The 22,332-nt window shown below is 67.5% G+C and carries 18 protein-coding genes; 7 read left to right on the top strand and 11 right to left on the bottom strand.

Annotation, left to right across the window (positions count from 1 at the left end; translation table 11 throughout):
- Positions 1 to 77 precede the first annotated feature (77 nt).
- The 3 genes from HNO80_RS13190 to HNO80_RS13180 all read left to right on the top strand — a co-directional run bounded on the left by HNO80_RS13190 (position 78) and on the right by HNO80_RS13180 (position 4,475).
- On the top strand, positions 78 to 2,624 hold the full coding sequence (locus HNO80_RS13190) for a DEAD/DEAH box helicase (RefSeq protein ID WP_175323305.1): 2,547 nt from the start codon (positions 78 to 80) through the stop codon (positions 2,622 to 2,624).
- 20 nt (positions 2,625 to 2,644) lie between these two features.
- Positions 2,645 to 3,145, top strand: coding sequence for a GNAT family N-acetyltransferase (locus tag HNO80_RS13185; RefSeq protein ID WP_175323304.1), 501 nt, complete (start codon positions 2,645 to 2,647; stop codon positions 3,143 to 3,145).
- A gap of 64 nt (positions 3,146 to 3,209) precedes the next feature.
- Complete coding sequence (locus tag HNO80_RS13180; RefSeq protein ID WP_175323367.1) at positions 3,210 to 4,475, top strand: alpha/beta fold hydrolase; 1,266 nt, start codon at positions 3,210 to 3,212, stop codon at positions 4,473 to 4,475.
- A 28-nt stretch (positions 4,476 to 4,503) separates the two neighbouring features.
- On the opposite strand, the gene HNO80_RS13175 is transcribed toward HNO80_RS13180, so the two are convergent.
- From HNO80_RS13175 to coaE, 4 genes are all read right to left on the bottom strand, one after another.
- Positions 4,504 to 5,862: an MFS transporter gene (locus HNO80_RS13175; protein WP_349627353.1), complete on the bottom strand. Its 1,359-nt coding sequence runs from the start codon at positions 5,860 to 5,862 to the stop codon at positions 4,504 to 4,506.
- Between the two features lie 36 nt (positions 5,863 to 5,898).
- Positions 5,899 to 6,927: a TerC family protein gene (locus tag HNO80_RS13170; protein ID WP_175323303.1), complete on the bottom strand. Its 1,029-nt coding sequence runs from the start codon at positions 6,925 to 6,927 to the stop codon at positions 5,899 to 5,901.
- A 179-nt stretch (positions 6,928 to 7,106) separates the two neighbouring features.
- Positions 7,107 to 9,188, bottom strand: coding sequence for an excinuclease ABC subunit UvrB (gene uvrB, locus HNO80_RS13165; RefSeq protein WP_175323302.1), 2,082 nt, complete (start codon positions 9,186 to 9,188; stop codon positions 7,107 to 7,109).
- A gap of 40 nt (positions 9,189 to 9,228) precedes the next feature.
- Positions 9,229 to 10,470 (bottom strand): dephospho-CoA kinase, encoded by a 1,242-nt coding sequence (gene coaE / locus HNO80_RS13160; RefSeq protein ID WP_175323301.1) that lies wholly within the window; start codon positions 10,468 to 10,470, stop codon positions 9,229 to 9,231.
- Positions 10,471 to 10,492: 22 nt separating this feature from the next.
- Here coaE and HNO80_RS13155 point away from each other — a divergent pair, with 22 nt between their 5' ends.
- From HNO80_RS13155 to HNO80_RS13145, 3 genes are all read left to right on the top strand, one after another.
- Positions 10,493 to 11,194 carry an IMPACT family protein gene (locus HNO80_RS13155; protein WP_349627352.1) on the top strand — a complete coding sequence of 234 codons (702 nt, stop codon included), beginning with the start codon at positions 10,493 to 10,495 and terminating at the stop codon, positions 11,192 to 11,194.
- Complete coding sequence (locus HNO80_RS13150) at positions 11,178 to 11,714, top strand: GNAT family N-acetyltransferase (RefSeq protein WP_175323300.1); 537 nt, start codon at positions 11,178 to 11,180, stop codon at positions 11,712 to 11,714. The genes HNO80_RS13155 and HNO80_RS13150 overlap by 17 nt, the downstream gene beginning before the upstream one ends.
- Before the next feature lie 304 nt (positions 11,715 to 12,018).
- Positions 12,019 to 12,456 (top strand): DUF1810 domain-containing protein, encoded by a 438-nt coding sequence (locus HNO80_RS13145; protein WP_175323299.1) that lies wholly within the window; start codon positions 12,019 to 12,021, stop codon positions 12,454 to 12,456.
- A gap of 351 nt (positions 12,457 to 12,807) precedes the next feature.
- Here HNO80_RS13145 and rpsA read toward each other — a convergent pair whose 3' ends face one another.
- From rpsA to polA, 3 genes are all read right to left on the bottom strand, one after another.
- Positions 12,808 to 14,283, bottom strand: coding sequence for a 30S ribosomal protein S1 (gene rpsA, locus HNO80_RS13140; RefSeq protein WP_175323298.1), 1,476 nt, complete (start codon positions 14,281 to 14,283; stop codon positions 12,808 to 12,810).
- A 211-nt stretch (positions 14,284 to 14,494) separates the two neighbouring features.
- Complete coding sequence (locus tag HNO80_RS13135) at positions 14,495 to 15,781, bottom strand: GNAT family N-acetyltransferase (protein ID WP_175323297.1); 1,287 nt, start codon at positions 15,779 to 15,781, stop codon at positions 14,495 to 14,497.
- Between the two features lie 69 nt (positions 15,782 to 15,850).
- The gene (gene polA / locus HNO80_RS13130) at positions 15,851 to 18,757 is read right to left on the bottom strand and encodes a DNA polymerase I (protein ID WP_217500910.1); all 2,907 of its coding nucleotides are present in this window, start codon (positions 18,755 to 18,757) and stop codon (positions 15,851 to 15,853) included.
- On the opposite strand from polA, the gene HNO80_RS13125 reads away from it, so the two are divergent.
- Entirely contained in the window at positions 18,756 to 19,220 is a 465-nt protein-coding gene (locus HNO80_RS13125; RefSeq protein ID WP_175323296.1) for a hotdog fold thioesterase, read from the top strand. The genes polA and HNO80_RS13125 overlap by 2 nt on opposite strands.
- Before the next feature lie 33 nt (positions 19,221 to 19,253).
- Here HNO80_RS13125 and HNO80_RS13120 read toward each other — a convergent pair whose 3' ends face one another.
- From HNO80_RS13120 to HNO80_RS13105, 4 genes are all read right to left on the bottom strand, one after another.
- Positions 19,254 to 19,802, bottom strand: a complete 549-nt coding sequence (locus HNO80_RS13120) for a dihydrofolate reductase family protein (RefSeq protein ID WP_175323295.1) — start codon at positions 19,800 to 19,802, stop codon at positions 19,254 to 19,256.
- A gap of 125 nt (positions 19,803 to 19,927) precedes the next feature.
- A complete protein-coding gene (locus HNO80_RS13115; protein ID WP_175323294.1) occupies positions 19,928 to 20,149 on the bottom strand; it encodes a hypothetical protein in 222 nt (73 codons plus the stop codon).
- Positions 20,149 to 21,357 carry an inorganic phosphate transporter gene (locus HNO80_RS13110; RefSeq protein WP_175323293.1) on the bottom strand — a complete coding sequence of 403 codons (1,209 nt, stop codon included), beginning with the start codon at positions 21,355 to 21,357 and terminating at the stop codon, positions 20,149 to 20,151. The genes HNO80_RS13115 and HNO80_RS13110 overlap by 1 nt, the downstream gene beginning before the upstream one ends.
- A 189-nt stretch (positions 21,358 to 21,546) precedes the next feature.
- On the bottom strand, positions 21,547 to 22,230 hold the full coding sequence (locus HNO80_RS13105; protein ID WP_175323292.1) for a hypothetical protein: 684 nt from the start codon (positions 22,228 to 22,230) through the stop codon (positions 21,547 to 21,549).
- Positions 22,231 to 22,332 lie beyond the last annotated feature (102 nt).

Raw genomic sequence — 22,332 nt, 5'->3', positions numbered from 1 at the left:
CGGGCCGCGGGCTGCCGTCCCGGGTGCACCCTGATGCAGGCCGCCGAGCGCGCCGCGGGCCACTAAGCTGGAAAGCAATGAAACTCGTTGATCAGCTCCCCGCCCCGGCCGCCCGAGTTCCCGGCAGGAGCGGGCTCGATCCGGATGAGCTCTACACCCGGTTCGTCGAATGGACGGAGAGCCGCGGCCTGGCCCTGTACACCGCCCAGGACGAGGCCATCATGGAGCTGGCCGCAGGCGCCAACGTCATCCTGGCGACCCCCACCGGTTCGGGCAAGTCGCTGGTGGCAATCGCCGCCCACTTCCAGGCCATGGCCCGCGGGGCGCGGAGCTATTACACCGCACCGATCAAGGCCCTCGTCTCGGAGAAATTCTTCGCCCTGTGCGAGATCTTCGGGGCCGAAAACGTCGGCATGATCACCGGCGATTCCGGCGTCAACCAGGACGCACCCATCATCTGCTGCACCGCGGAAATCCTGGCGAACATCGCCCTGCGCGAGGGATCCGCCGCGGAGCTTGGCGCGGTCATCATGGACGAGTTCCACTTCTACTCGGATCCGCAGCGCGGCTGGGCGTGGCAGGTACCGCTGCTGGAACTCCCGCAGGCCCAGTTCCTGCTGATGTCCGCCACGCTGGGCGACGTGAGCCGCTTCGAGGAGGGCATCACGGAGCTGACCGGACGCCCGACGACGACCGTCAGTTCCGCAGAACGGCCCATTCCGCTGCACTTCTACTACCAGCAGACCCCCGTGCACGAGACCTTGGAGGAGTTGCTCTCCACCAAGCAGGTGCCCGTTTACGTGGTGCACTTCAGCCAGCTCGAGGCGATCGACCGCGCCCAGAACCTGATGAGCATCAACGTCTGCACCCGCGAGGAAAAGGACAAGATCGCCGAGCTGATCGCCGGGTTCCGCTTCGCCGCGGGCTTCGGCAAGACCCTCAACCGGCTGGTCCGGCACGGCATCGGCGTGCACCACGCCGGCATGCTGCCCAAGTACCGCCGGCTCGTCGAACAGCTGGCCCAGGCCGGCCTGCTCAAGGTCATCTGCGGCACGGACACCCTGGGCGTGGGCATCAACGTCCCCATCCGCACCGTGCTCCTGACCGCGCTGAGCAAGTACGACGGCGTCCGCACCCGCCTGCTGAATTCGCGTGAGTTCCACCAGATCGCGGGCCGGGCGGGCCGGGCCGGCTATGACACCGCCGGGACGGTGGTGGTCCAGGCGCCCGAGCATGTGATCGAGAACGTCAAGGCGATGGCCAAGGCCACGGCGAAGTTCGGCGACGACCAGAAGAAGCTGCGTCAGGTCGTCAAGAAGAAGCCGCCGGAGGGGTTCGTGTCCTGGGGCGAACCCACCTACAAGCGGCTGGTGGATTCCGTGCCGGACCCGCTGGGCTCCAGCTTTACCGTCACCCACGCGATGCTGATGAACCTGATGGAACGCCCCGGCGATCCCTTCCAGGCCGCGCGCCGCCTGCTGACCGAAAATCACGAGACGCGGGCTGCGCAGCTGCAGCTGATGAAGAAGGCGCTGGGCATTTACCGCGAACTGCTGGCCGCCGGCGTCGTCGAACGCATCCCGCCCGCGGAACAAGGCCCGGACGGCCGCAGCGTCCGGCTTACTGTCCACCTGCAGGCGAACTTCGCCCTGAACCAGCCGCTCTCCCCCTTCGCCCTGGCGGCCCTCGAGCTGCTGGATCCGGAGTCGCCGTCGTATGCCCTCGACGTAGTCTCGGTGATCGAGTCGACGCTGGAGAAGCCGCGGCAGATCCTGTCCGCGCAGCAGAAGAAGGCCCGCGGGGAGGCCATTGCCGCGATGAAGGCCGACGGGATCGAGTACGACCAGCGCATGGCCATGCTCGAGGAGGTCACCTACCCGCAGCCGCTCGCGGAGATCCTCGGCGAGGCGTTCGACGTGTACCGCAAGGCGGCGCCGTGGATCGGCGACTTCGAACTCGCCCCCAAGTCCGTGATCCGGGACATGTACGAACGGGCGATGAACTTCGGCGAATTCGTGCAGTTCTACGGTCTGGCCCGTTCCGAGGGCATTGTGCTGCGCTACTTGGCTGACGGCTTCAAAGCGCTCCGGCAGACGGTGCCGCAGGACGCGCTGCGCGAGGACCTTGAGGACCTGATCGCGTGGCTCGGCGAGCTGGTCCGCCAAGTGGACTCCAGCCTGCTGGACGAATGGGAGGAACTCACCTCCGGCGCCGCCCCGACCCGGCACGATGCCCCGCCGCCCCCGCCGCCGTCGCTGACCTCCAATATCCGCGCCTTCCGGGTGATGGTACGCAACGAAATGTTCCGCCGGGTGGAACTGTTCGCGGACGAGGCCGCCACCGCGCTGGGCGAGCTCGACGGCGGCTCCGGCTGGGATGCGGAACGCTGGGAGGACGCGCTGGACGACTACTTCGAGGAGCACGAGGACATCGGGACCGGGCCGGACGCACGCGGTCCGGGCCTGCTGATCATCACCGAGGAACCGGGCGTCTGGAAGGTCCGCCAGATCTTCGACGACCCGGCCCGCAACCACGACTGGGGCATCTCCGCCGAGGTGGACCTGGCCGCCTCGGACGAAACCGGCACCGCCGTCGTGCGCGTGATCGACGTGAACCGCCTGTAGCCGCTAGTAAACTGTCGACCATGAGTGTAATCCGCCCGGCCACCGCCCACGACGTTCCCGCCATCCTGCAGATGATCCATGACCTGGCCATCTACGAGAAGGAGCCGGACGCCGTCCGGAACACCCCGGAGATGCTCACACAGGTGCTGTTCGGCGAGAACCCGCGCGTGTACGCGACCATGGCCGAGAACGAGGCCGGCGACGTCCAGGGCTTCGCTTTGTGGTTCCTGAACTACTCCACCTGGGAGGGTGTGCACGGGATCTATCTCGAGGATCTCTACGTCATGCCGGAGGCCCGCGGCGCCGGACACGGCAAGGCACTGCTGCAGCACCTGGCCGCCACCGCCGTGGAGCGCGGCTACGCCCGTGTGGAGTGGAGCGTGCTGGACTGGAACGAGCCCTCGATCGCGTTCTATAAGAACCTCGGCGCGGCCCCGATGGACGAATGGTCCACCTTCCGGCTCACCGGCGACGCCCTGGACGCATTCGCCGGCGCCCGGACGGCGGACGCCCGTGGCTGACACGACGTGGGCTCAAACAGCTTCCGTCCCGCACATCGTCAAGGCCAGGCACGACTATCGCGGCATGCGCACCACGGAGCATTACTTCGAAGTACCGCTGGACCACTTCGGCGCCGGCGGCGAAACGGTCACCATCTTCGCCCGGGAATACGTCTCCGCGGACCACAGTGAGGAGGCCGCCGCGGAACTGCCGTGGCTGCTGTACCTGCAGGGTGGTCCCGGCGGCCGCGGCAACCGCTTCCCCGCCTTGGGCGGCTGGAGCAAGGCCGCGGCGAAGGACTTCCGGATCCTGATGCTGGACCAGCGCGGCACCGGGCTCTCCTCCCCCATCGACCGCAAGACCCTGCCGCTGCGCGGGAACGACCGGGACCAGGCGCAGTACCTCGAGCACTTCCGGGCCGACTCGATCGTGGCGGACGCGGAGGCGATCCGGCGGACCCTGGGCGCCGCGCCCTGGACCATCTACGGGCAGAGCTACGGCGGCTTCTGCGCGCTGAGCTACCTGTCCTTCGCCCCCGAGGGGCTGCGCGAGGCGTTGATCACCGGCGGCCTCGCTCCCCTGACCGGCCCCGCGGACCGGGTCTACCAGGCAACCTTCCGCCGCGTGGCAGCGCGCAACGCCGAATACTTCGGCTGGTACCCGCAGGACCGGGAGCTGGTCAGCCGCATTGCCCGGCACCTCCGCGAGTCCGAGGAGCTTCTGCCCGACGGCAGCAGGCTCACCGTGGAGCGCTTCCAGATGGTGGGTTCCTACCTGGGCGGCAACACCCGGGTGGACGGGCTGCACCACCTGCTGGAGGATGCCTTCGTCAGCACCCCCGACGGCGACCGGCTCTCCGACGGCTTCCTGGAGCAGGTCCGCGGGCTTGTCTCCCGCGCGTCGAACCCGCTGTACGCCCTCATGCACGAATCCATCTACGGCCAGGGCGAGGCCACCGACTGGGCGGCGCTGCGGGTGCTGCAGGACTTCCCGGAGTTCCGTCCGGACGCCGCCGCCCCGCTGCTGACCGGCGAGATGGTCTACCCCTGGTACTTCGAACAGGATCCGGCCCTGCGACCGCTGCGCACCGTGGCCCAGCTGCTCGCCGAGAAGGACGACTGGAAACCGCTCTACGACCCCGAGCGGCTGGCCCTGAACAACATTCCGGTGGCCGCCGCCGTGTACAGCGACGACATCTACGTGGACCGGGACCTGTCGCTGGAGACCGCAGCCGCCGTGCGCGGCCTGCAGGTCTGGGAGTCCGCTGACTTCCACCACGACGGCATCGCCGACGACGGCGAGGCGATCTTCGGCCGGCTGCTCGGCATGGCCCGCAGCACGCGCGCCTGAGGCGCCCCCGGGCGTGACGGCCGGGGGTTCAGCCCCCGGCCGGCGCCGGGTTGCGGCGTGACCGCGCCGCCGCCTGCAAGACCACGGCCAGCACCCCGGCGGCCACGACGGCCGCCACGAGGTTCAGCCCCTGGTAGCCGATTCCGCTCATCACGAGACCGGCGAAGCCCGATCCGACAGCGCCCGCGACGCCCATCAGGGTGTCCGACACGCCCTGCACAAGGACCCGGTCGCCGGCCGCGACGCTCTCCGCGAGCAGGGTGGAGCCGGCGATGGTGGCCGCCGACCAGCCCAGCCCCAGCAGCACCAGGCCAACAGTGACCAGGGCCGGCTGCGCCTGGCCAAAGCCCGCGACGCAGACCGCGAGCAGGATCAGCCCGTGGCCCAGCAGGATCACCGGGAGCCGGCCGACCCGGTCGGTGAGCCAGCCCATCACCGGTGAGAGGGCGTACATGCCGGCGATGTGCAGCGAGATCGTGAAGCCGATCAAAACGAAGACATCCGTGCCGGCGGCGTGGGCGTGCTCCGCGGCGTGAGGCGCCATCGGGCCCTCGGTGAGCAGCTGCAGATGCAGCGGCGTCATGGACATCACGGCGGCCATGCAGCCGTGCGCCGCGACGACGGCGAGCAGCGCCAGCCGGGCGCGCGGGGAAGAGCGGACCGCGCGCAGTCCGTTGCGCAGGGCATGCTTGCCCCGGGTTCCCGCAGTCCCCTTCGCCGGCTCCTCGTCCGCTGTGCGGATCCGGGCAGCCAACAGCAGCGGATCCGGGCGCAGCCCGATAAACAGCAGCAACGCGGCGAGGGCCAGTCCGGCAGTCGAGAACACGAACGGCCCGGAAATCGGCGGCAGGCCAAGGGCCTGCCCCACCAGCGCACCGGGCTGGATGAGGTTCGGCCCGGCCACGGCGCCGACGGTCACGGCCCACACCACGATCGCGAGGGACCGTCCGCGGTGTTCCGGCTCCGCGAGGTCGACGGCGGCGAAGCGGGCCTGCAGGTTGGCCGCCGTGCCGAGGCCCAGCATGGCGGCGCCCAGCAGCAGCACCGGGAAGAAGCCGGTGACGGTCGCCAGGATCACCAGCACAGCGCCGGTCATGGCGGACAGCAGCCCGGTTACGAGGGCTGCCCTGCGTCCCCGCCGGCCGGCCAGCCCGGCAAGCGGCAGCGCGGTCAGCGCGGCCGCCAGGGTCATGGTGGTGGTGACCGAGCCCGCCCAGGCGTTGGAACCGGAGAGCTGGACGGCCAGCAGCGAGCCGACGGAAAGGCTGGCGCCGCCGCCGACGCCGCTGAGCAACTGGGCGGCACTGAGCACCACAACGGTACGGCGCTGCACCCGTTGCGGGTGCAGCGCCGTACCGGCCGCCGTCGCGGCGTCAAAGATTTTCACGCTCCGAGCTTAGCCCGTACAGGGCCGCCGGCAGCGCTACTCGGCGTCGGTAAGGCTCTTGCGGGAGTCCTCTTCGAGCCTGGCATCCAGCTTGGCCTTCGACGCCTTGGAGCTGACCAGGCTGGCGACGACCGCGATGATGATGGTGCCGATGATCACCCCGAGCGAAACGTAGGTCGGGATTTCCGGGGCCCATTCGATGTGCTTGCCGCCGTTGATGAAGGGCAGTTCGTTGACGTGCATGGCGTGCAGCACCAGTTTGACGCCGATGAACGCAAGGATGACCGAGAGCGCGTGCTTGAGGTAGATGAGCCGGTTCATCAGGCCGCCGAGCAGGAAGTAAAGCTGGCGCAGACCCATCAGGGCGAAGATATTGGCGGTGAAGACGATGAACGCGCTTTGGGTGAGGCCGAAGATGGCCGGGATGGAGTCAACCGCGAAGAGCAGGTCGGTCATGCCGATCGTCACGAAGACGATCAGCATCGGGGTGAAGACCTTCTTACCGTCGACCTCGGTGCGCAGCTTGCCGCCGTCGAACTTCTCGGACATCGGCAGGACCCGGCGGATCCGGGCGATCAGCGGGTTTTCCTTGTCTTCCTCGTCCTCGCCTTCATCCTGGGCCTGCTTCCAGGCGGTCCACAGCAGGAAGGCGCCGAAGATGTAGAAGACCCAGCTGAACTGCTCGATCACGATCGCGCCGAGCAGGATGAAGATGCCGCGCAGGATCAGGGCGATGATGATGCCGACCATGAGTACTTCCTGCTGGTACTTACGGGGTACCGAGAAGCGCGCCATGATGATGATGAAGACAAACAGGTTGTCGATGCTGAGGCTGTATTCCGTCACCCAGCCGGCGATGAACTGGCCGCCATACTCCGGGCCGGTGAAGAGGAACATGGCTCCGGCGAAGACCAGGGCCAGCGCAATGTAGAAAGAGACCCACAGGCCGGCCTCCTTCATGGAGGGCTCGTGCGGCCGCTTCAGCACCAGGAGCAGATCGATGGCGAGGATGATTCCGAGAACGACGAAGGAGCCGATCTCGAACCAGACGGGAAGTTCGGGCACGAAGTTACCTTTCGCAGGGTACGACTAAGCGGTGTAAGTCTCTCCGGCTAAGCTGCCGCACCGTGGCTGTCGCCATCAGTTGCCGATTCGCTGCCCGCTACGCCCGGCAGGGCATCTGTGCCGTGCGTGTTGACGATCGTAGCGCTTGGGATACTCCCCTACGTTTGATCCACTTTACCCTAGGCGTGGCCGGCCGACTGCATCTGGCGCAGCTCCTTCTTGAGTTCCCCGACCTCGTCGCGGAGCCTGGCGGCGAGCTCGAACTGCAGCTCGCCGGCGGCGGCGTGCATCTGCTCGGTCAGCTGTTCGATCAGGCCCACCAGGTCCTCGGCGGGGGCTGCCGCGAGGCCGTCGGCGCGGACCTTGGAGCCGCCCTTGCCCTTGCCGCGCGCCTTGCCCGCGCTGGCCAGCAGCTCGCGGGTGTCAGCGTCCTCCTTGGCCAGCTGGTCGGTGATGTCGGCGATCTTCTTGCGCAGCGGCTGCGGGTCGATGCCCTTTTCCGTGTTGTACGCCACCTGGATGGCGCGGCGGCGGTTGGTTTCGTCGATGGCCTGCGCCATCGAATCGGTGATCCGGTCCGCGTACATGTGGACCTGGCCCGACACGTTACGGGCGGCACGGCCGATGGTCTGGATCAGCGAGGTCGCCGAGCGCAGGAAGCCTTCCTTGTCCGCGTCTAGGATGCTCACCAGCGACACTTCGGGCAGGTCCAGGCCCTCCCGGAGCAGGTTGATGCCGACCAGGACGTCGAAGACGCCCATCCGCAGTTCACGGAGCAGCTCCACGCGGCGCAGCGTGTCGACGTCGGAGTGCAGGTACTCGACCTTCACGCCGTGGCCCAGCAGGTAGTCGGTGAGGTCCTCGGCCATCCGCTTGGTCAACGTGGTGACGAGGACGCGTTCGTTCTTGGCGGTGCGGGTGCGGATTTCGCCCAGCAGGTCATCGATCTGGCCCTTGGTGGGCTTGACGATGACCTCGGGGTCGATCAGGCCGGTGGGTCGGATGATTTGCTGCACGAAGCCGTCCGCCTTGCCGAGCTCGTACTTGCCCGGAGTTGCGGACAGGTAGACGGTCTGGCCCACGCGGTCCTGGAATTCGTCCCACTTGAGCGGGCGGTTGTCCATCGCGGAGGGCAACCGGAATCCGTGATCCACGAGGTTCCGTTTGCGGGACATGTCGCCCTCGTACATGGCGCCGATCTGCGGCACGGTGACGTGGGATTCGTCGATGACCAGCAGGAAGTCGTCCGGGAAATAGTCGAGGAGGCAGTGTGGCGCGGTCCCGCGGGCGCGGCCGTCGATGTGCGAGGAATAATTCTCGATGCCGTTGCAGAATCCCATCTGCTGCATCATTTCCAGGTCATAGGTGGTGCGCATCCGCAGCCGCTGGGCTTCCACCAGCTTGTTCTGGCTCTCCAGGACCTTGAGGCGGTCCGCGAGCTCATCCTCGATCCGCTTGATCGCCCGGGCCATCCGTTCGGGGCCGGCGACGTAGTGCGAGGCGGGGAAGACGTACATTTCGGTCTCGTCCCGGATCACCTCGCCGGTCAGCGGGTGCAGCGTGTAGATGTTCTCAATCTCGTCGCCGAAGAACTCGATCCGGATCGCGAGTTCCTCGTACATCGGGATGATTTCCACGGTGTCGCCGCGGACCCGGAACGTGCCGCGGTGGAAGTCCATGTCGTTGCGGGTGTACTGCATGGAGACAAATTTCCGGAGCAGGTCGTCGCGGTTCATCTGTGCGCCCTTGCGGAGGGTCACCATGCCTGCGATGTATTCTTCCGGGGTGCCGAGGCCGTAGATGCAGGAAACGGTGGCGACCACAATCACATCGCGCCGGGTCAGCAGCGCATTCGTGGCGGAGTGCCGGAGCCGTTCGACTTCCTCGTTGACGGAGGAGTCCTTCTCGATGAAGGTGTCCGTCTGGGCGACGTAGGCTTCCGGCTGGTAGTAGTCGTAGTAGGAGACGAAGTACTCCACCGCGTTGTTCGGCAGCAGTTCGCGGAATTCGTTGGCCAGCTGGGCGGCGAGCGTCTTGTTCTGCACCATCACCAGGGTTGGCCGCTGGACCTGCTCGATCAGCCACGCCGTCGTCGCGCTTTTACCGGTACCGGTGGCGCCGAGGAGCACCACATCCTTCTCGCCGTTCTGGATGCGCTCGGTCAGTTCGGCGATCGCGGCGGGCTGGTCGCCGGCGGGCTTGAACTCGCTGATGACCTCGAAGGGCGCCACGACACGGTTGATTTCCTGGGCAAGGCTCATGTTACTAATCTACCGCCGCCCTCCGACAGGAAGCCCTGATTCAGCTTTGGGCGGTACCGGCCGGTCCGGGGGCGTCGTACGACGGCGGCAGCCAGCCGGTGCGCCGGGCCCATTCTTCCATCCGCGGGGCGGCGTAGGCGGTGAACCACTCCTCCTTGTCCGCGGCGTAGGCCGCGGTGGATTTGTCCACGCCGTGCCGGCGTGCCGCGCGGCGCTTCTCCGCAAGGTAGTCGGCGCGCGCCCCGGCGTCGTCGCGCAGCCAGTCGCGGAAACAAAGCGCGTACCGCCACCCCGGCGACCCCGCGGCTCGGATGTGCAGGTTCACGGCCCGGCCGGGGTCCGCGCTGCCGTGCACGCGCTTGTCCCAGTCGGCTGGGTCGGGGTGGGCGGGCTTGGGATTGTCCGGGCCGATGCCCGGCCAGCGCGGGTAGCCCGCGGCGGCCAGCAGCGGCTCCAGGCGGTCCGCCGTCGCCAGGTCCCGGACGGTAAGCTGCAGGTCCAGCACGTCCTTGGCGTCGAGCCCCGGGACAGCGGTGGAACCGATGTGGTCCACGGCGTAGATGTCCTGCGGGGCGACGGCGCGGAGGCGGGCAGCGAGCCGGGAGGCCTGGGCCGGCCAGTCCGGATTGGCGTGACTGAGCACCGGGCCGCCGGAGCGCGGCGCCATCCGGCGCTTGGTCAGGTTCTCCGCGAACGGGAGCAGCCGGCGCTGCCAGAGCCGGTCCACTGCGTCCCGCAGTTCCTCCTTGGAGCCCGAGTTGTCCAGGACGACGTCGGCCGCCGCCAGCCGGGCATTCCGCGTGGCCTGGGCGGCCATTCGGGAGCGGGCTTCTTCGACCGTCATCTTCCGGTGTTCGACCATGCGCCGCACCCGGATGTCCTCCGGGGCGTCCACCACCACCACGAGATGGAAGTTGGCGCCCTGGCCGGTCTCGACCAGGAGCGGAATGTCCTGGACCACGACGGCGCCTTTCGGGGCGCCGGCGGCGAGGGCGGTGGCGCGCTCCCTGACGAGGGGGTGGATGATGCCGTTGAGCACTGCCAGGCGTTCGGGGTTGCCGAAGACGAGGGCGCCGAGGCGGGCACGGTCCAGGGCACCGTCGGGGGCCAGGATGGAGGAACTGAAGGCTTCCACTACCCGCGCCAGCCCGGGTGTCCCCGGCTCGACCACTTCGCGGGCCAGCGCGTCGGCGTCGACCAGCACCGCGCCCAACTCGCGCAGCCGCGACGCGACCACTGACTTCCCTGAGGCGATGCCGCCCGTCAAACCGATCTTCAGCACTCCACCAGACTAAACTGAAGCAGTGCCAGTCGACGCGGTTTCTCCGGAAAGCAGAGCCACCGTTTACACCACACTGGCGGCCGGCAGCGGCTTGCGCCACGAGCTGGAGATCAAACGGTCCCGCTTCATCACCGTGCTCCAGCGCACCTCCGACGAGGAAAGCGCCCGCGCCTTGGTCACTGGCCTGCGCCGGGAATTCCACGACGCCCGGCACCACTGCTCGGCCTTCATACTCGGCCCGGACCGCGCGGTGCAGCGCTCCAACGACGACGGCGAACCCTCCGGCACGGCCGGCATCCCGATGCTGGAGGCACTGCTGAAGCGCGAAACCGGGCCCGGCGTGACCGACCTGAGCGACGTGACCGCCGTCGTCGTCCGCTATTTCGGCGGGATCCTGCTCGGCGCGGGCGGACTGGTCCGGGCCTACTCCGAATCGGTGTCCGCCGCGCTGGAGCTCGCGCCGCTGGTGCGGCGGCAGCGGCTGCGGATCTGTGCCGTGCCGGTGCCGCACGCCTCCGCCGGCCGGCTCGAAAACGAGTTGCGCTCGGCCGGGTATGTGATGGCCGGCACCAGCTATGATGCGCAGACGACGGTCCTTCGGCTGGCCCTGCCGGACGAACCCGTTGGGCTGGCACAGGCCGCTGATCGCCTCGCGGCCCTTTCAGCCGGAAGCGCCGTAATGCTGCCCGAAGAAACGGAGTGGATCGATGTTGCCATCAACTGAACCGGTGCCCGTGGTGGCGCTGGTCGATGTGACGGACCCGGTGCTGGAGCGGCTATTGGCGGTCGCGCTGCACGACGCCGACGCCGACGAAGTCACCCCGCCGCTGGGGACCGCCGAGGGTTGGAACACCGAACGGATCAGCTGGTTCCGTGACTACCACCACGCCGCCGCGGCAGGGCTTGACGGCCCGGCGCGGCAGAAAACCTGGGCAATCACGGCCGACGGCGAGCTGGCCGGTTCCATCCGGCTCCTGCGGATTCCGGCGGCCCGGTCCGGGACGTTCCCGCAGGACGGCGGCGCCCTGGAGACCGGGCTCTGGCTCGGCCGGAGCTTCCGCGGGCGCGGCATCGGCCGGGAGGCACTGCGGCTGGTCAAGGCCGAGGCCGCGGCAGCCGGGGCGGACCTGCTGGAGGCGGAAACGACCCCTGGGAATGTCGCGGCCCAGGCCTTGCTGCGTTCCGCGGGTGCCGAGCTCGCAGCCGACGGCCGGAGGGTCAGCGCGCGTTTCAAGCTGGGTTAGCCCCGGGGGACATGCCCAGCGCCCACACCGGGCAATGAGCACAATGCCAATATGCCCACCGCTCGCGCCCAGGAATGGACATGCCCGAGTTGCGCATCCGCCGTGGGGACATGCCCCGCGGCCACACCGGGCAATGAGCACAATGCCAATATGCCCACCGCTCGCGCCCAAGAACGGATATGCCCTCCCCTAGGACGCCGGAACAGTGGTTGGATGAGGGGAAGGCCGTGCGCCGACGGCGGCGAAGTTGGCTGGCGGTAGTGAAGCGACCGGGCTGTGGCAGCAGCAACTTAGGAGAATCTACGTGGACGACCCCTTCGACCTCTCACGTTTCGTGGAAGCGCAGGACTCGGCAGGCACCTATCAGGGTGCGTTGTCGGAACTCCGGGCCGGATCCAAGCACGGCCACTGGATGTGGTTCATCTTTCCGCAAATCGCCGGGCTCGGACAGAGCCCGACCTCACGGAAATATGCCATCTCATCCTTGGACGAAGCACGTGCTTATCTGCACCACCCGGTCCTGGGCGCCCGACTGCTGGACTGTGCCCGGGCGGTCCTCGCCGTCGACGGCCGAAGCGCGGAGCAGATATTCGGTGGCATCGACGCACGGAAACTGCACTCGTCGTCGACCTTGTTCCTCCGGGCCGGGCCCGACGAACCGGTGTTCCAGCAACTTCTGGACAAGTATTTCGGCGGAGTCCCGGACCAGGCCACGGACCGGATCCTCGGCTCCTCGTCCTGAACAGAAGCGCCACCCGCGCCAACTTCCCAGCGCGCCTCGCCAAGTGCAAGGAGCATGCCCGGCGTCCGCCCGGGCCACTGGACATATACGCACTATGCCCACTCCCCGCGCCTGGGACTGGGCATGTCCCCGGGCCCGGCAGCTCGCGCCTCCCTTGGTGCAAGGAGCATGCCCGGCGTCCGCCCGGGCCACTGGACATATACGCACTATGTCCACTCCCCGGGGCCAGGACTGGGCATGTCCCCAAGCCCACGCAGCCCCAGCAGGAATCCGCCGCTTAACCCAAAGCGGGCCCCTGCACGTGGCAGGGACCCGCTTTGCTTGGCCCGGGGCAACCCGGGCCGGTGGCAATTAGTTGCCGGTCAGCTTCTCGCGCAGAGCGGCGAGGGCTTCGTCCGATGCAAGCGTGCCTGCACCGGTCTCGGCTGCGGCCGGCTCGGAGGAGTAGCTGGTGGTGCCGGAGTCGCTCTCGCCGGACGTTGCAGCGGCAGCGTCGTCGGCAGCGTGCTGGGCAACCTGCTTCTTGTGGGCTTCCCAGCGGGTCTGGGCGTCAGCGTACTGCTGCTCCCAGGCGGCGCGCTGCGTCTCGTAGCCTTCAAGCCACTCGTTGGACTCCGGATCGAAGCCCTCCGGGTACTTGTAGTTGCCCTCTTCGTCGTACTCAGCGGCCATGCCGTAGAGAGCCGGATCGAATTCGGTGGACTCGGCGTCGACACCCTCGTTGGCCTGCTTGAGGGACAGCGAGATGCGGCGGCGTTCCAGGTCGATGTCGATGACCTTGACGAAGAGTTCGTCGCCAACGGAGACAACCTGCTCGGCCAGCTCAACGTGGCGCACGGCGAGCTCGGAGATGTGGACCAGGCCTTCAATGCCGTCTTCAACGCGAACGAACGCGCCGAACGGAACCAGCTTGGTGACCTTACCCGGAACAACCTGGCCGAGGGCGTGGGTGCGGGCGAAGGTCTGCCACGGATCTTCCTGCGTCGCCTTGAGCGACAGGGAGACGCGCTCGCGGTCCAGGTCGACCTCAAGAACCTCGACGGTGACTTCCTGGCCAACTTCGACAACCTCGGACGGGTGGTCGATGTGCTTCCAGGACAGCTCGGAAACGTGAACCAGGCCGTCTACGCCGCCCAGGTCCACGAAGGCACCGAAGTTGACGATGGAGGAAACGACGCCGGGACGAACCTGGCCCTTTTCCAGCTTGTTGAGGAACGTGGAGCGGACCTCGGACTGGGTCTGCTCGAGCCAGGCACGGCGGGACAGCACAACGTTGTTGCGGTTCTTGTCCAGCTCGATGATCTTGGCTTCGATCTGCTGACCGATGTACGGAGCAAGGTCGCGCACACGGCGCATCTCGACCAGGGATGCGGGCAGGAAGCCGCGCAGGCCGATGTCGAGGATAAGACCACCCTTGACAACCTCGATGACGGTACCGGTGACGACACCGTCTTCTTCCTTGACCTTCTCGATGTCGCCCCAGGCACGCTCGTACTGAGCACGCTTCTTGGAGAGGATCAGACGGCCTTCTTTGTCTTCCTTGGTGAGCACCAGGGCTTCGACCTGATCGCCAACGGAGACGACGTCTCCGGGGTCAACGTCGTGCTTGATGGAAAGCTCGCGGGAGGGAATGACACCTTCGGTCTTGTAACCGATGTCGAGCAGGACTTCGTCGCGGTCGACCTTGACGACGGTACCTTCGACGAGGTCTCCGTCGTTGAAGTACTTGATGGTGGCGTCGACTGCTGCGAGGAAGTCCTCAGCGGTACCGATGTCGTTAATCGCGACTACGGGGGTACCGGACTTCTCGGTTGAGGTGATGGTCATGTAGTAGGGGCTCCGTTGTGGATAGTTATTCGGTCAGGCAAACCGTCCCACCCGCGTCGGCGACGCGGGTGGAGAACACGGCAGATCAAAGGCGATCCGCCGGGTCATCCTGATTTTGTGGATTAGATTGCGCACACGTAGTACACGCCCGTTTAGTCTAGTCGTATACGTCAACGCCGGTCAAAGCGCAACGGAGCCCGCCGGCACCCTTCTAGAAGTGCGTGAGGCAGTGCGGTGCGCGTTCGACGGCGAACATCAGCCGCGCCGTCAGCGCGGCCCCCGGGGTGTGTTCGATAAGCCGGCCGGCCGCCTTCAGGGTCACGGGACAGACGGCGCCGAGGTAGATGGAGCCGAGGTCCGCGACATCCAGCGCCAGCTCCGGCTCGGCGTCGGGGGCCGGCGTCACTGTCGCCTCTCCCCCGACGACCCGCAAGGCGAACGTCCCCGCCGCGAAGCCGAGGCTGTCGGTGACGCGGAGCACGAGGGATCCGTCGGCGGAGTAGCGCCGCGCGGCCAAGACCCGTTCCGGGTCCAGCACCCGCAGCCACAGCATGTCGCCGTGGTCCGAGGACTCGATGCAGCGGGGATCCTCGAGGGCCCAGGTCAGCGGGTCGTCGACCGGGGCTTCCTTCCAGCTGACCCGCCGAATCAGGTCCATGCTGCCGAGGAACTGCCACAGCTCCAGGTAGGCGGCGTCGGTCCCGGCCACGAGGTCCACGATTTCGACCGTCGCGGGGTCGGTGTCCCAGCCGGCGAACTTGTACGACACGTAGCCGTCAACCGTGCCGGCAGCGTCGTAGTGCAAGGCGCATTTGATCGCCTCGTCCTCGCTGCCGTCGCGGGACAGCGATCCGGAAACGCGGAGCCGGTACGCTTCCTGCCGCATGATCGAGCCCGGCGTGACGGCGTGGGCGCGCTCGAACACCGCCGGGGCCAGTTCCAGCAGCACCTTGCGGTCCGCGATCTCCACCGACCCCTCGGCCTCGTGGCGCAGCCGGAAGCGCGGGCCGGTCTCCACCTTGATACTGCGCTCGAAGGTCGCCACACCGTAGCCGAAGCGGCCGTAGATGGACGCCTCCGAGGCCGTCAGGGCGGCCATGGCGACGCCGTCGGCCTTCGCCGCGGCAAGGTCCTCGGTCATCATCCGGCGCAGCAGTCCTTGCCGGCGGTGGGTTCCGCGCACCGTGACGGCGGTGACTAGCTGGGTCATGAGCTGGCGGCCGTAGCCGATGTTGAGGTCCTTGCGCAGGGTGGCGAAGGTGGCCACCGGGACGTCGGCCGGCAGCGAGTGCGGCGCCACCTCTCCCGTCTGGTAAACGCCCGTCATTTCGCGGTCGTCCACCCGGTACATCGCCATGACCTTGTCGATGAACTCGTCCTTGTGCCGGTCGTCGTAGAACCCTATGCCGACGCCACGAAGCCAGGAGACACCCCTGCCGTATTCCGCCGAGCCCTTCTCGACCGCGCGGAAACGCCTGATTTCATACTGCTCTGCCACGTGCTTCCCCCTGGAAATTCTTGCAACTTTGAAAGAACCGAACGGCCGGCCCCGGCTCCGGGGCCCGGCCTAGTGCCCCGCCTCGTACCAGCTGGAGCCGATGCCGATCTGGACTTCCAGCGGAACCGACAACTGCGCCGCGGCCCCCATCTGTTCCGTCACGAGCTTCTCGACGGCCTCGCGTTCGCCCTCGGCCACTTCGAGGACCAGTTCATCATGGACCTGCAGCAGCATCCGTGATTTGAGCCCCTGCTCGGCCAGCGCGTCGGAAACGCCCAGCATGGCCCGCTTGATGATGTCGGCCGCGGAGCCTTGGATCGGCGAGTTGAGCGCGATGCGTTCAGCGTTTTCGCGCAGCTGGCGGTCGGTGCTGGTCAGGTCCGGGAGGTACCGGCGGCGGCCCTCGATGGTGGCGGTGTACCCGTCGATCCTGGCCTGGTCGACGACGCCGCGCAGGTAGTCGCGGACGGCGCCGAACCGGTCGAAGTAGTCCTTCATCAGGGTCCGCGCCTCGTCAACGGAAATCTCCAGCTGCTTGGACAGGCCGAACGAGGTCAGGCCATACGCCAGCCCATAGGACATCGCCTTGACCTTGGAACGCATCGCGCTGGTCACCTGGTCGGTGGGCACGTGGAAGATGTTCGAGCCCACAAAGCGGTGCAGGTCTTCGCCGTCCTTGTACGCCTGGATCAGTCCGGCGTCGCCCGAGAGGTGGGCCATGATGCGCATTTCGATCTGCGAGTAGTCCGCGGACAACAGGCACTCGTAACCGTCGCTGACCACAAAGATGCCGCGCACACGGCGACCTTCCTCGCTGCGGATCGGGATGTTCTGCAGGTTTGGGTTGTTGGACGAGATCCGGCCCGTGGCGGCGACGTTCTGCGCGTAGGTGGTGTGGATCCGGCCGTCTTCCGTGACGGACTTCTTCAGCGACTCCAGCATCTGGCGCAGCTTCGAGGATTCGCGGTGGGCCATCAGCTGGACCAGGAATTCGTGCCCGGTCTTTTCCAGCAGGTTCTTGAGCGAGGCGGCGTCGGTGGTGTAGCCGGACTTGATCTTCTTGGTCTTGGGCAGGCCCAGCTCCTCGAACAGGACGGTCTGGAGCTGCTTGGGCGACCCCAGGTTCACCTCGTGGCCGATGGCCGCGAACGCCTGCTCCTGCGCGTTGTCGATCACCTTGGCGAGGTCCGCCAGCTGCTCATCCATGCGCGCCATGTCAATGGCGATTCCTGCCAGTTCCATGTCGGCGAGGACCCGGCTGACGGGCAGTTCAAGGGTCGTCAGCAGGTCCTGCGCTTTGCGCTCCTTGAGCTCTGATTCGAAGTAGCGGCTCAGGGCCTGGACGACGGCGGCGACGTGGACCAGCGCGCCGGCGGCGGCAGCGTCCTCGCCGTCGAACGCCAGCTCAAGCTGGCCTTCTTTCGCGGCTTCCTGCGATACCGCGACGTTGAGGTGGTGCTGCGCCAGCTCGGCGAGCTCGTAGCTGCGGCGGTCGGGCTGGATGAGGTAGCCGGAGATGGACGTGTCATCCACCACGCCCTCAAGTTCCAGGCCGCGCGCAGTCAGCGCCTTCAGCGCGGCCTTGAAGCCGTGCATCACCTTGGGTGACTGGGCGTCTCGCAGCCAGGCGGCCAGGACGTTTTCGGCGTCGGCGTCCTGTCGGGCCAGGTCGACGTAGACGGCGGCGTCGTCGCGGACGATCGCCAGCGCGGCGGCGTCCTCGCCGATCCGGCCGGGCACGAGGTCGACCGCCATGGCGGACCGCTTCCCCGCGCCGGCCGCGAGGAACGCGGCCAGCTCGGCGGCGTCCGAGGGGATCGTGAAGTCCGGGGTTTCGATGCTGTCCCGCTCGGCTTCCGTTACTTCACTGCCGTAGAGGGCAAAGAGCCGGGTGCGGATGGTCTTGAATTCGAGGGCGTCGAACAGCTCCTCGAGGGCCGCCTGGTCCGGGCGCGGGTCCGCGAGGTCGTCCAGGGTGACGGGCAGTTCGAGATCGGTGCGGAGCCTGTTGAGCCGCCGGTTCCGCTTGACCGCCTCGACGTTTTCGCGCAGGGCGTCCCCCACCTTCCCGCCGATCGCATCAAGGTTCTCCAGGACGCCCTCCAGACCGCCGTAGAGGTTGATCCATTTGGCTGCCGTCTTGGGGCCAACGCCGGGCACGCCGGGCAGGTTGTCGGCGGTCTCGCCCACCAGGGCGGCGAGGTCCGAGTACTGCGCCGGACTGACGAAATATTTTTCCTGGATGGCGTCCGCGTCCATCCGGGGGATGTCGCTGACACCCTTCTTGGGGTAAAGCACGAACACGTTATCCGTAATGAGCTGGAAGGCATCGCGGTCGCCCGAGACCAGCAGCACCTCGTAGCCTGCCTTCTCGCCCATGGCGGCGAGCGTGGCCAGGATGTCGTCGGCCTCCCAACCAGGCAACTTGATGGTCTTGATGCCCCACGCGCCCATGACCTTGTCGATCAGGTCGATCTGGCCGCTCATTTCCCGCGGAGTCTCGTTGCGGCCGCCCTTGTAGCCGTCGTACTCGGCCTTGCGGTGGGTGGTTTCATCCGAGACGTCGAATGCCACGGCCACGTGGGTGGGCTTTTGCGCCTTGATCAGGTTGATCAGCATGGACGTGAAACCATGCACGGCGTTGGTGTGCTGCCCGGTAGCGGTGGAGAACTTGTCCGCGGGTAGGGCGAAGAATGCCCGGAAGGCCATGGAGTGGCCGTCCAGCACCAGGAGGCGGGGCTGGTCGGTGATGGGGATGACCGGCGCTTCGGTGGCGGAGACATGAGCCGTGCCGTGCCGGGGCTTCTTTGCCGCTTCGGCCACGAGGACGGAACCGCCCGCCGCCGCGGCTGCGTCAGCCAGCGTGTCTGTTGCGGCGGATGTTGTGCTGCCTGCGGCGGCTGTTGCGGTGCCTGCGGCAGAAGGGGAAGGGGCCGGTTTGGTAGTTTCGCTCACAGGTGCCAGCCTAGTTGCCATGATCGACAATTTCACGCCCACCCCGTTCGCCGCCGAACTGGAAGCCGCCGGCGTTCCCGCGGAACTGCACGACTGGCTGGGCCGGATGGGGGTCGGCGCCCTGGTGGTGAAGATGGGAATCCACTTCCTCGAGATGAGCCCTGAACGCACCGTTGCCACCATGCCCGTGGAGGGCAACACCCAGGTGGCTGGAATCCTGCACGGCGGCGCGCACGTGGTGCTGGCCGAAACGCTGGGGTCCTTCGCCGCCGGCATGCACGCCGGGCCGGGGCGCCAAGCCCTGGGGATCGACGTCGGCGCGACGCACCACCGCGCGATCTCCTCCGGCACCGTGACAGGCACCTGCACAGCCATCCACCTGGGCCGCACCCTCACGACCCACGAAATTGTGATGACCGACGAGCAGGGCCGCCGGCTTTCCACTGCGCGGATCACCAACCTGCTCCGCGATGTGACCGAGTAGCCTGACCGCAGTCAGCCCGGCTTCGGCCCGGGGTCAGGAGCCGCCCGGGAGGCGGTAGCGGAGCTCGACGATGCCGCGGCCCATGGTCCGCGACGAGAGCAGTTCCAGCGGTGCCGTCGGGCGGGCCAGCGGAAGCAGCGGCTTCCCGCCGCCCAGGACGAGCGGGATGATCGAGACGATCAATTCCGCCAGCAGTCCGGCGTCGGCGAATTGCGCGGCGAGGATACCCCCGCCCACCACCCAGACGTTCTTGCCCGCGGCGGCGTCCAACAGGTCCTCGGCGAATTCGGCCACGGGTCCGCGGACGAAGGTGATGTCCGTACCCTTCGGGGCCGCCAGTTCGTGGTGCGTGAAGATCCAGCAGGGGGTGCCGGGGTACGGCCAGTTGCCGGGCTCGTGCTCGGTGAGCCAGGCGTAGGTTTCCCCGCCCATCACGATGCAGCCGACGTCAGCCATGAAGGCCTCGTAGCTCTCCTTGCCGCCGGCAAAGCCGTCGAACTGGAGCAGCCAGTCGAGGTCGTCGTCCGCGGTGGCGATGAAGCCGTCCAGGGAGGCAGCTACGAAGTACTGGAAACCGGGCATGTGCCCAGCGTAGCCACCGCCGGGGGCTTTTCCCAGAGCGCCCCTTCCGGAGCACCCTGGCCCGAAGTACCCGTTCCCGAAGCGCCCCTCCCGGGCGCCTGCCCGGCCGCCGCCTCCGCCGTCGGCTACTTGCTGAAGTACGGAATGATCAGGTACAGCCCGAAGAGCACCGCCAGGCCGCAGAGGCCGAAGCAGACGTAGGAAAGCGGCCGGATCCAGCCCGGCTGGCTGCTCCGGAAGTCCCCGGCGATGGCGGTGAGACGCACGCCCAGGGCGTAGAGGACGACGACGGTCACGGCGGAGACGAGGGTGGCCCCCGCTACCAGGACGAGTTCAAGCCACTTCATTACCGGCCACCCTTGGAGTTGTTGTTGCGGCTGACCGCAGCCGCCTTCTTCTTGGCGAACCGGATGGCCTGGCCGGCCTCTTCGACTTCGACGGCGTTGTGGTGGCCGACGTGGGACTTCCGGGACGCAACGAACATGTAGACCACGGCTGCCGTGCCGGCGACCGCGGCGATCACGAATCCGACCGTACCGGTGTGCACCAGCATGGCGGTCAGGGCGCCGACGATCCCGGCGGCCGGGAGGGTGAAGAGCCAGCCGACGACGATCTTCCCCGCGGTCCCCCAGCGCACGGTGGTGCCGCGGCGGCCCATCCCCGAGCCGATGACCGAGCCCGAGGCCACGTGCGTGGTGGAGAGGGCGAAGCCGAGGTGGGAGGAGGCGAGGATGGCGGCGGCGGTGCTGGTCTCAGCGGCGAAGCCCTGGGCGGGTTTGACGTCGGTGAGGCCCGAACCCATGGTCCGGATGATCCGCCAGCCGCCGGAGTACGTGCCGATTGCGATGGCCAGCGCACAGGCCGCGATGACCCAGAGCTGCGGTCCCGAGCCGGGAGCCTGGCTTCCGGCCGAGATGAGCACCAGGGTGATGATGCCCATGGTCTTCTGCGCGTCATTGGTGCCGTGCGCGAGGGCCACCAGGCTGGAGGTGAAGATCTGTCCGGTGCGGAAACCGCCGCGCTTCTGCGTCAGCTTGCTGCCGGTCTCTGGGTCGTGCCGGGCCGTCAGCGCATAAGCCAGCCGGGTGCACACGTAGGCCACGGCGGCAGCGATGACGGGGGCGAAAACTGCGGGCAGGAGGACCTTCTGGAGCACCGAGGCGAAGTTCACCGAGTGCAGGCCGATGCCGGCGATGGCCGCACCGATCAGGCCACCGAAGAGGGCGTGCGAGGAACTGGAGGGAAGGCCCTTCAGCCAGGTGATCATGTTCCACAGAATGGCGCCCATCAGGCCGGCGAAAATGATGTCCGGGGTGATCTGGACGCCGTCGGAACCTTCCCGGATGATGCCGCCGGACACCGTCTTGGCCACCTCGGTGGAAAGAAACGCGCCCACCAGGTTCAGCACTGCCGCGAGGGCGACGGCGGTCTTCGGCTTGATGGCACCGGTCGCGATGGGCGTTGCCATCGCGTTCGCGGTGTCGTGAAATCCATTCGTGAAGTCAAAGAAAAGCGCCAGCGCTATAACCAGCGCCACCATTACGGTGATTTCCACCTGTTGCCCAATCTGCAGAGTCGACGGTCAGCAGTTTCATTCCCCGTGGCGGCCTTGCTTCTCACTGTTCACCCGCTGTCAAGCGGCGAGCACCCGTGCAGTTCACCAAAGCTGTCCTGAAACCCTATAGATCGTACGTGCCAATGGGTGCAGGGCAAAAAACGTGCCCGGCCGTGGTGCCGGCGGCGCTCAGCCCTGCGGTGCCCCCATCGCCGGACCGGCGTCGAGCATGCCGGCGATCTTCTCCTCCAGGGCGGCCAGCGTTGCCTCCGGCAGCACGATCAGGCCGTCCAGCTCCCGCCGTGCCCGCTTGTACGCCGTCTGCCGCTCGGCCGGGGTGGCGGCGGCGTCGGAGGCGATCCGCAGCAGTTTCCGGGCCGTGGCGAGCCGCTCGCGTTCCGGTCCGGTGAAGTTGCTGTCCTTGAGCCGGCGGGCTTCGCGCTCGGCGACGTCGAAGGCCAGTTCATAGCCGCGCACGGCGGTGCGGTATTCCGTCAGCCGGGCCGTCGTCGTGATCTGTCCGGGGGCTGCCGGGCGCAGGCCGTCGGCTTCGCGTTTGGCGCGCAGGAACGCCACGGTGAGCGGCTCCCGTACATCGGTCATCACGGGGAAGTCGATCAGTTTGCCGACGTCCAGTTCGTAGTCCAGCCAGCGCCGGTTGACGGCGTCGTGGGCGTCGATGAGGGCCTGTACCTCGCCCCGGCCGGCCTGTTCCACCTCGGCCTGGTGGTTCTTCAGCCGGTACAGCTCCACCTTCCGGCGGTGCCGGCGTTCGGCGGCCTTGCTCCAGGAACGGGCCCAGTTTGCGAGCAGAGCGCTCAACGGGAACACCAGCCACCAGTTGTGGCCGATAAAATTGAACAGGGAATCCACGGCAACATCCTCCCACCGGACCCGGGCAGCGGAAAGCCCCCTCCGCGTGAACTGGTCCCTGAAAGTTGGACTGGCTAAGTAAGAGCCTAGGCTGCGAGGGCC

This window comes from Arthrobacter sp. C9C5 (genome assembly GCF_013359735.1).
GTDB lineage: Bacteria > Actinomycetota > Actinomycetes > Actinomycetales > Micrococcaceae > Arthrobacter.
The sequence above is the reverse complement of the archived record's forward strand: the minus strand, read 5'-3'. Positions and strand labels throughout refer to the sequence as shown.

Bases quoted from the DNA above. Each gene is read 5' to 3' on its own strand.
- HNO80_RS13115 (WP_175323294.1), bottom strand. From the start codon at position 20,149: ATGAAGTGGCTTGAACTCGTCCTGGTAGCGGGGGCCACCCTCGTCTCC.
- HNO80_RS13120 (WP_175323295.1), bottom strand. From the start codon at position 19,802: ATGCCCGGTTTCCAGTACTTCGTAGCTGCCTCCCTGGACGGCTTCATC.
- HNO80_RS13190 (WP_175323305.1), top strand. From the start codon at position 78: ATGAAACTCGTTGATCAGCTCCCCGCCCCGGCCGCCCGAGTTCCCGGC.
- HNO80_RS13150 (WP_175323300.1), top strand. From the start codon at position 11,178: ATGTTGCCATCAACTGAACCGGTGCCCGTGGTGGCGCTGGTCGATGTG.
- HNO80_RS13180 (WP_175323367.1), top strand. From the start codon at position 3,210: ATGCGCACCACGGAGCATTACTTCGAAGTACCGCTGGACCACTTCGGC.
- rpsA (WP_175323298.1), bottom strand. From the start codon at position 14,283: ATGACCATCACCTCAACCGAGAAGTCCGGTACCCCCGTAGTCGCGATT.
- polA (WP_217500910.1), bottom strand. From the start codon at position 18,757: ATGGCAACTAGGCTGGCACCTGTGAGCGAAACTACCAAACCGGCCCCT.
- HNO80_RS13185 (WP_175323304.1), top strand. From the start codon at position 2,645: ATGAGTGTAATCCGCCCGGCCACCGCCCACGACGTTCCCGCCATCCTG.
- uvrB (WP_175323302.1), bottom strand. From the start codon at position 9,188: ATGAGCCTTGCCCAGGAAATCAACCGTGTCGTGGCGCCCTTCGAGGTC.
- HNO80_RS13125 (WP_175323296.1), top strand. From the start codon at position 18,756: ATGATCGACAATTTCACGCCCACCCCGTTCGCCGCCGAACTGGAAGCC.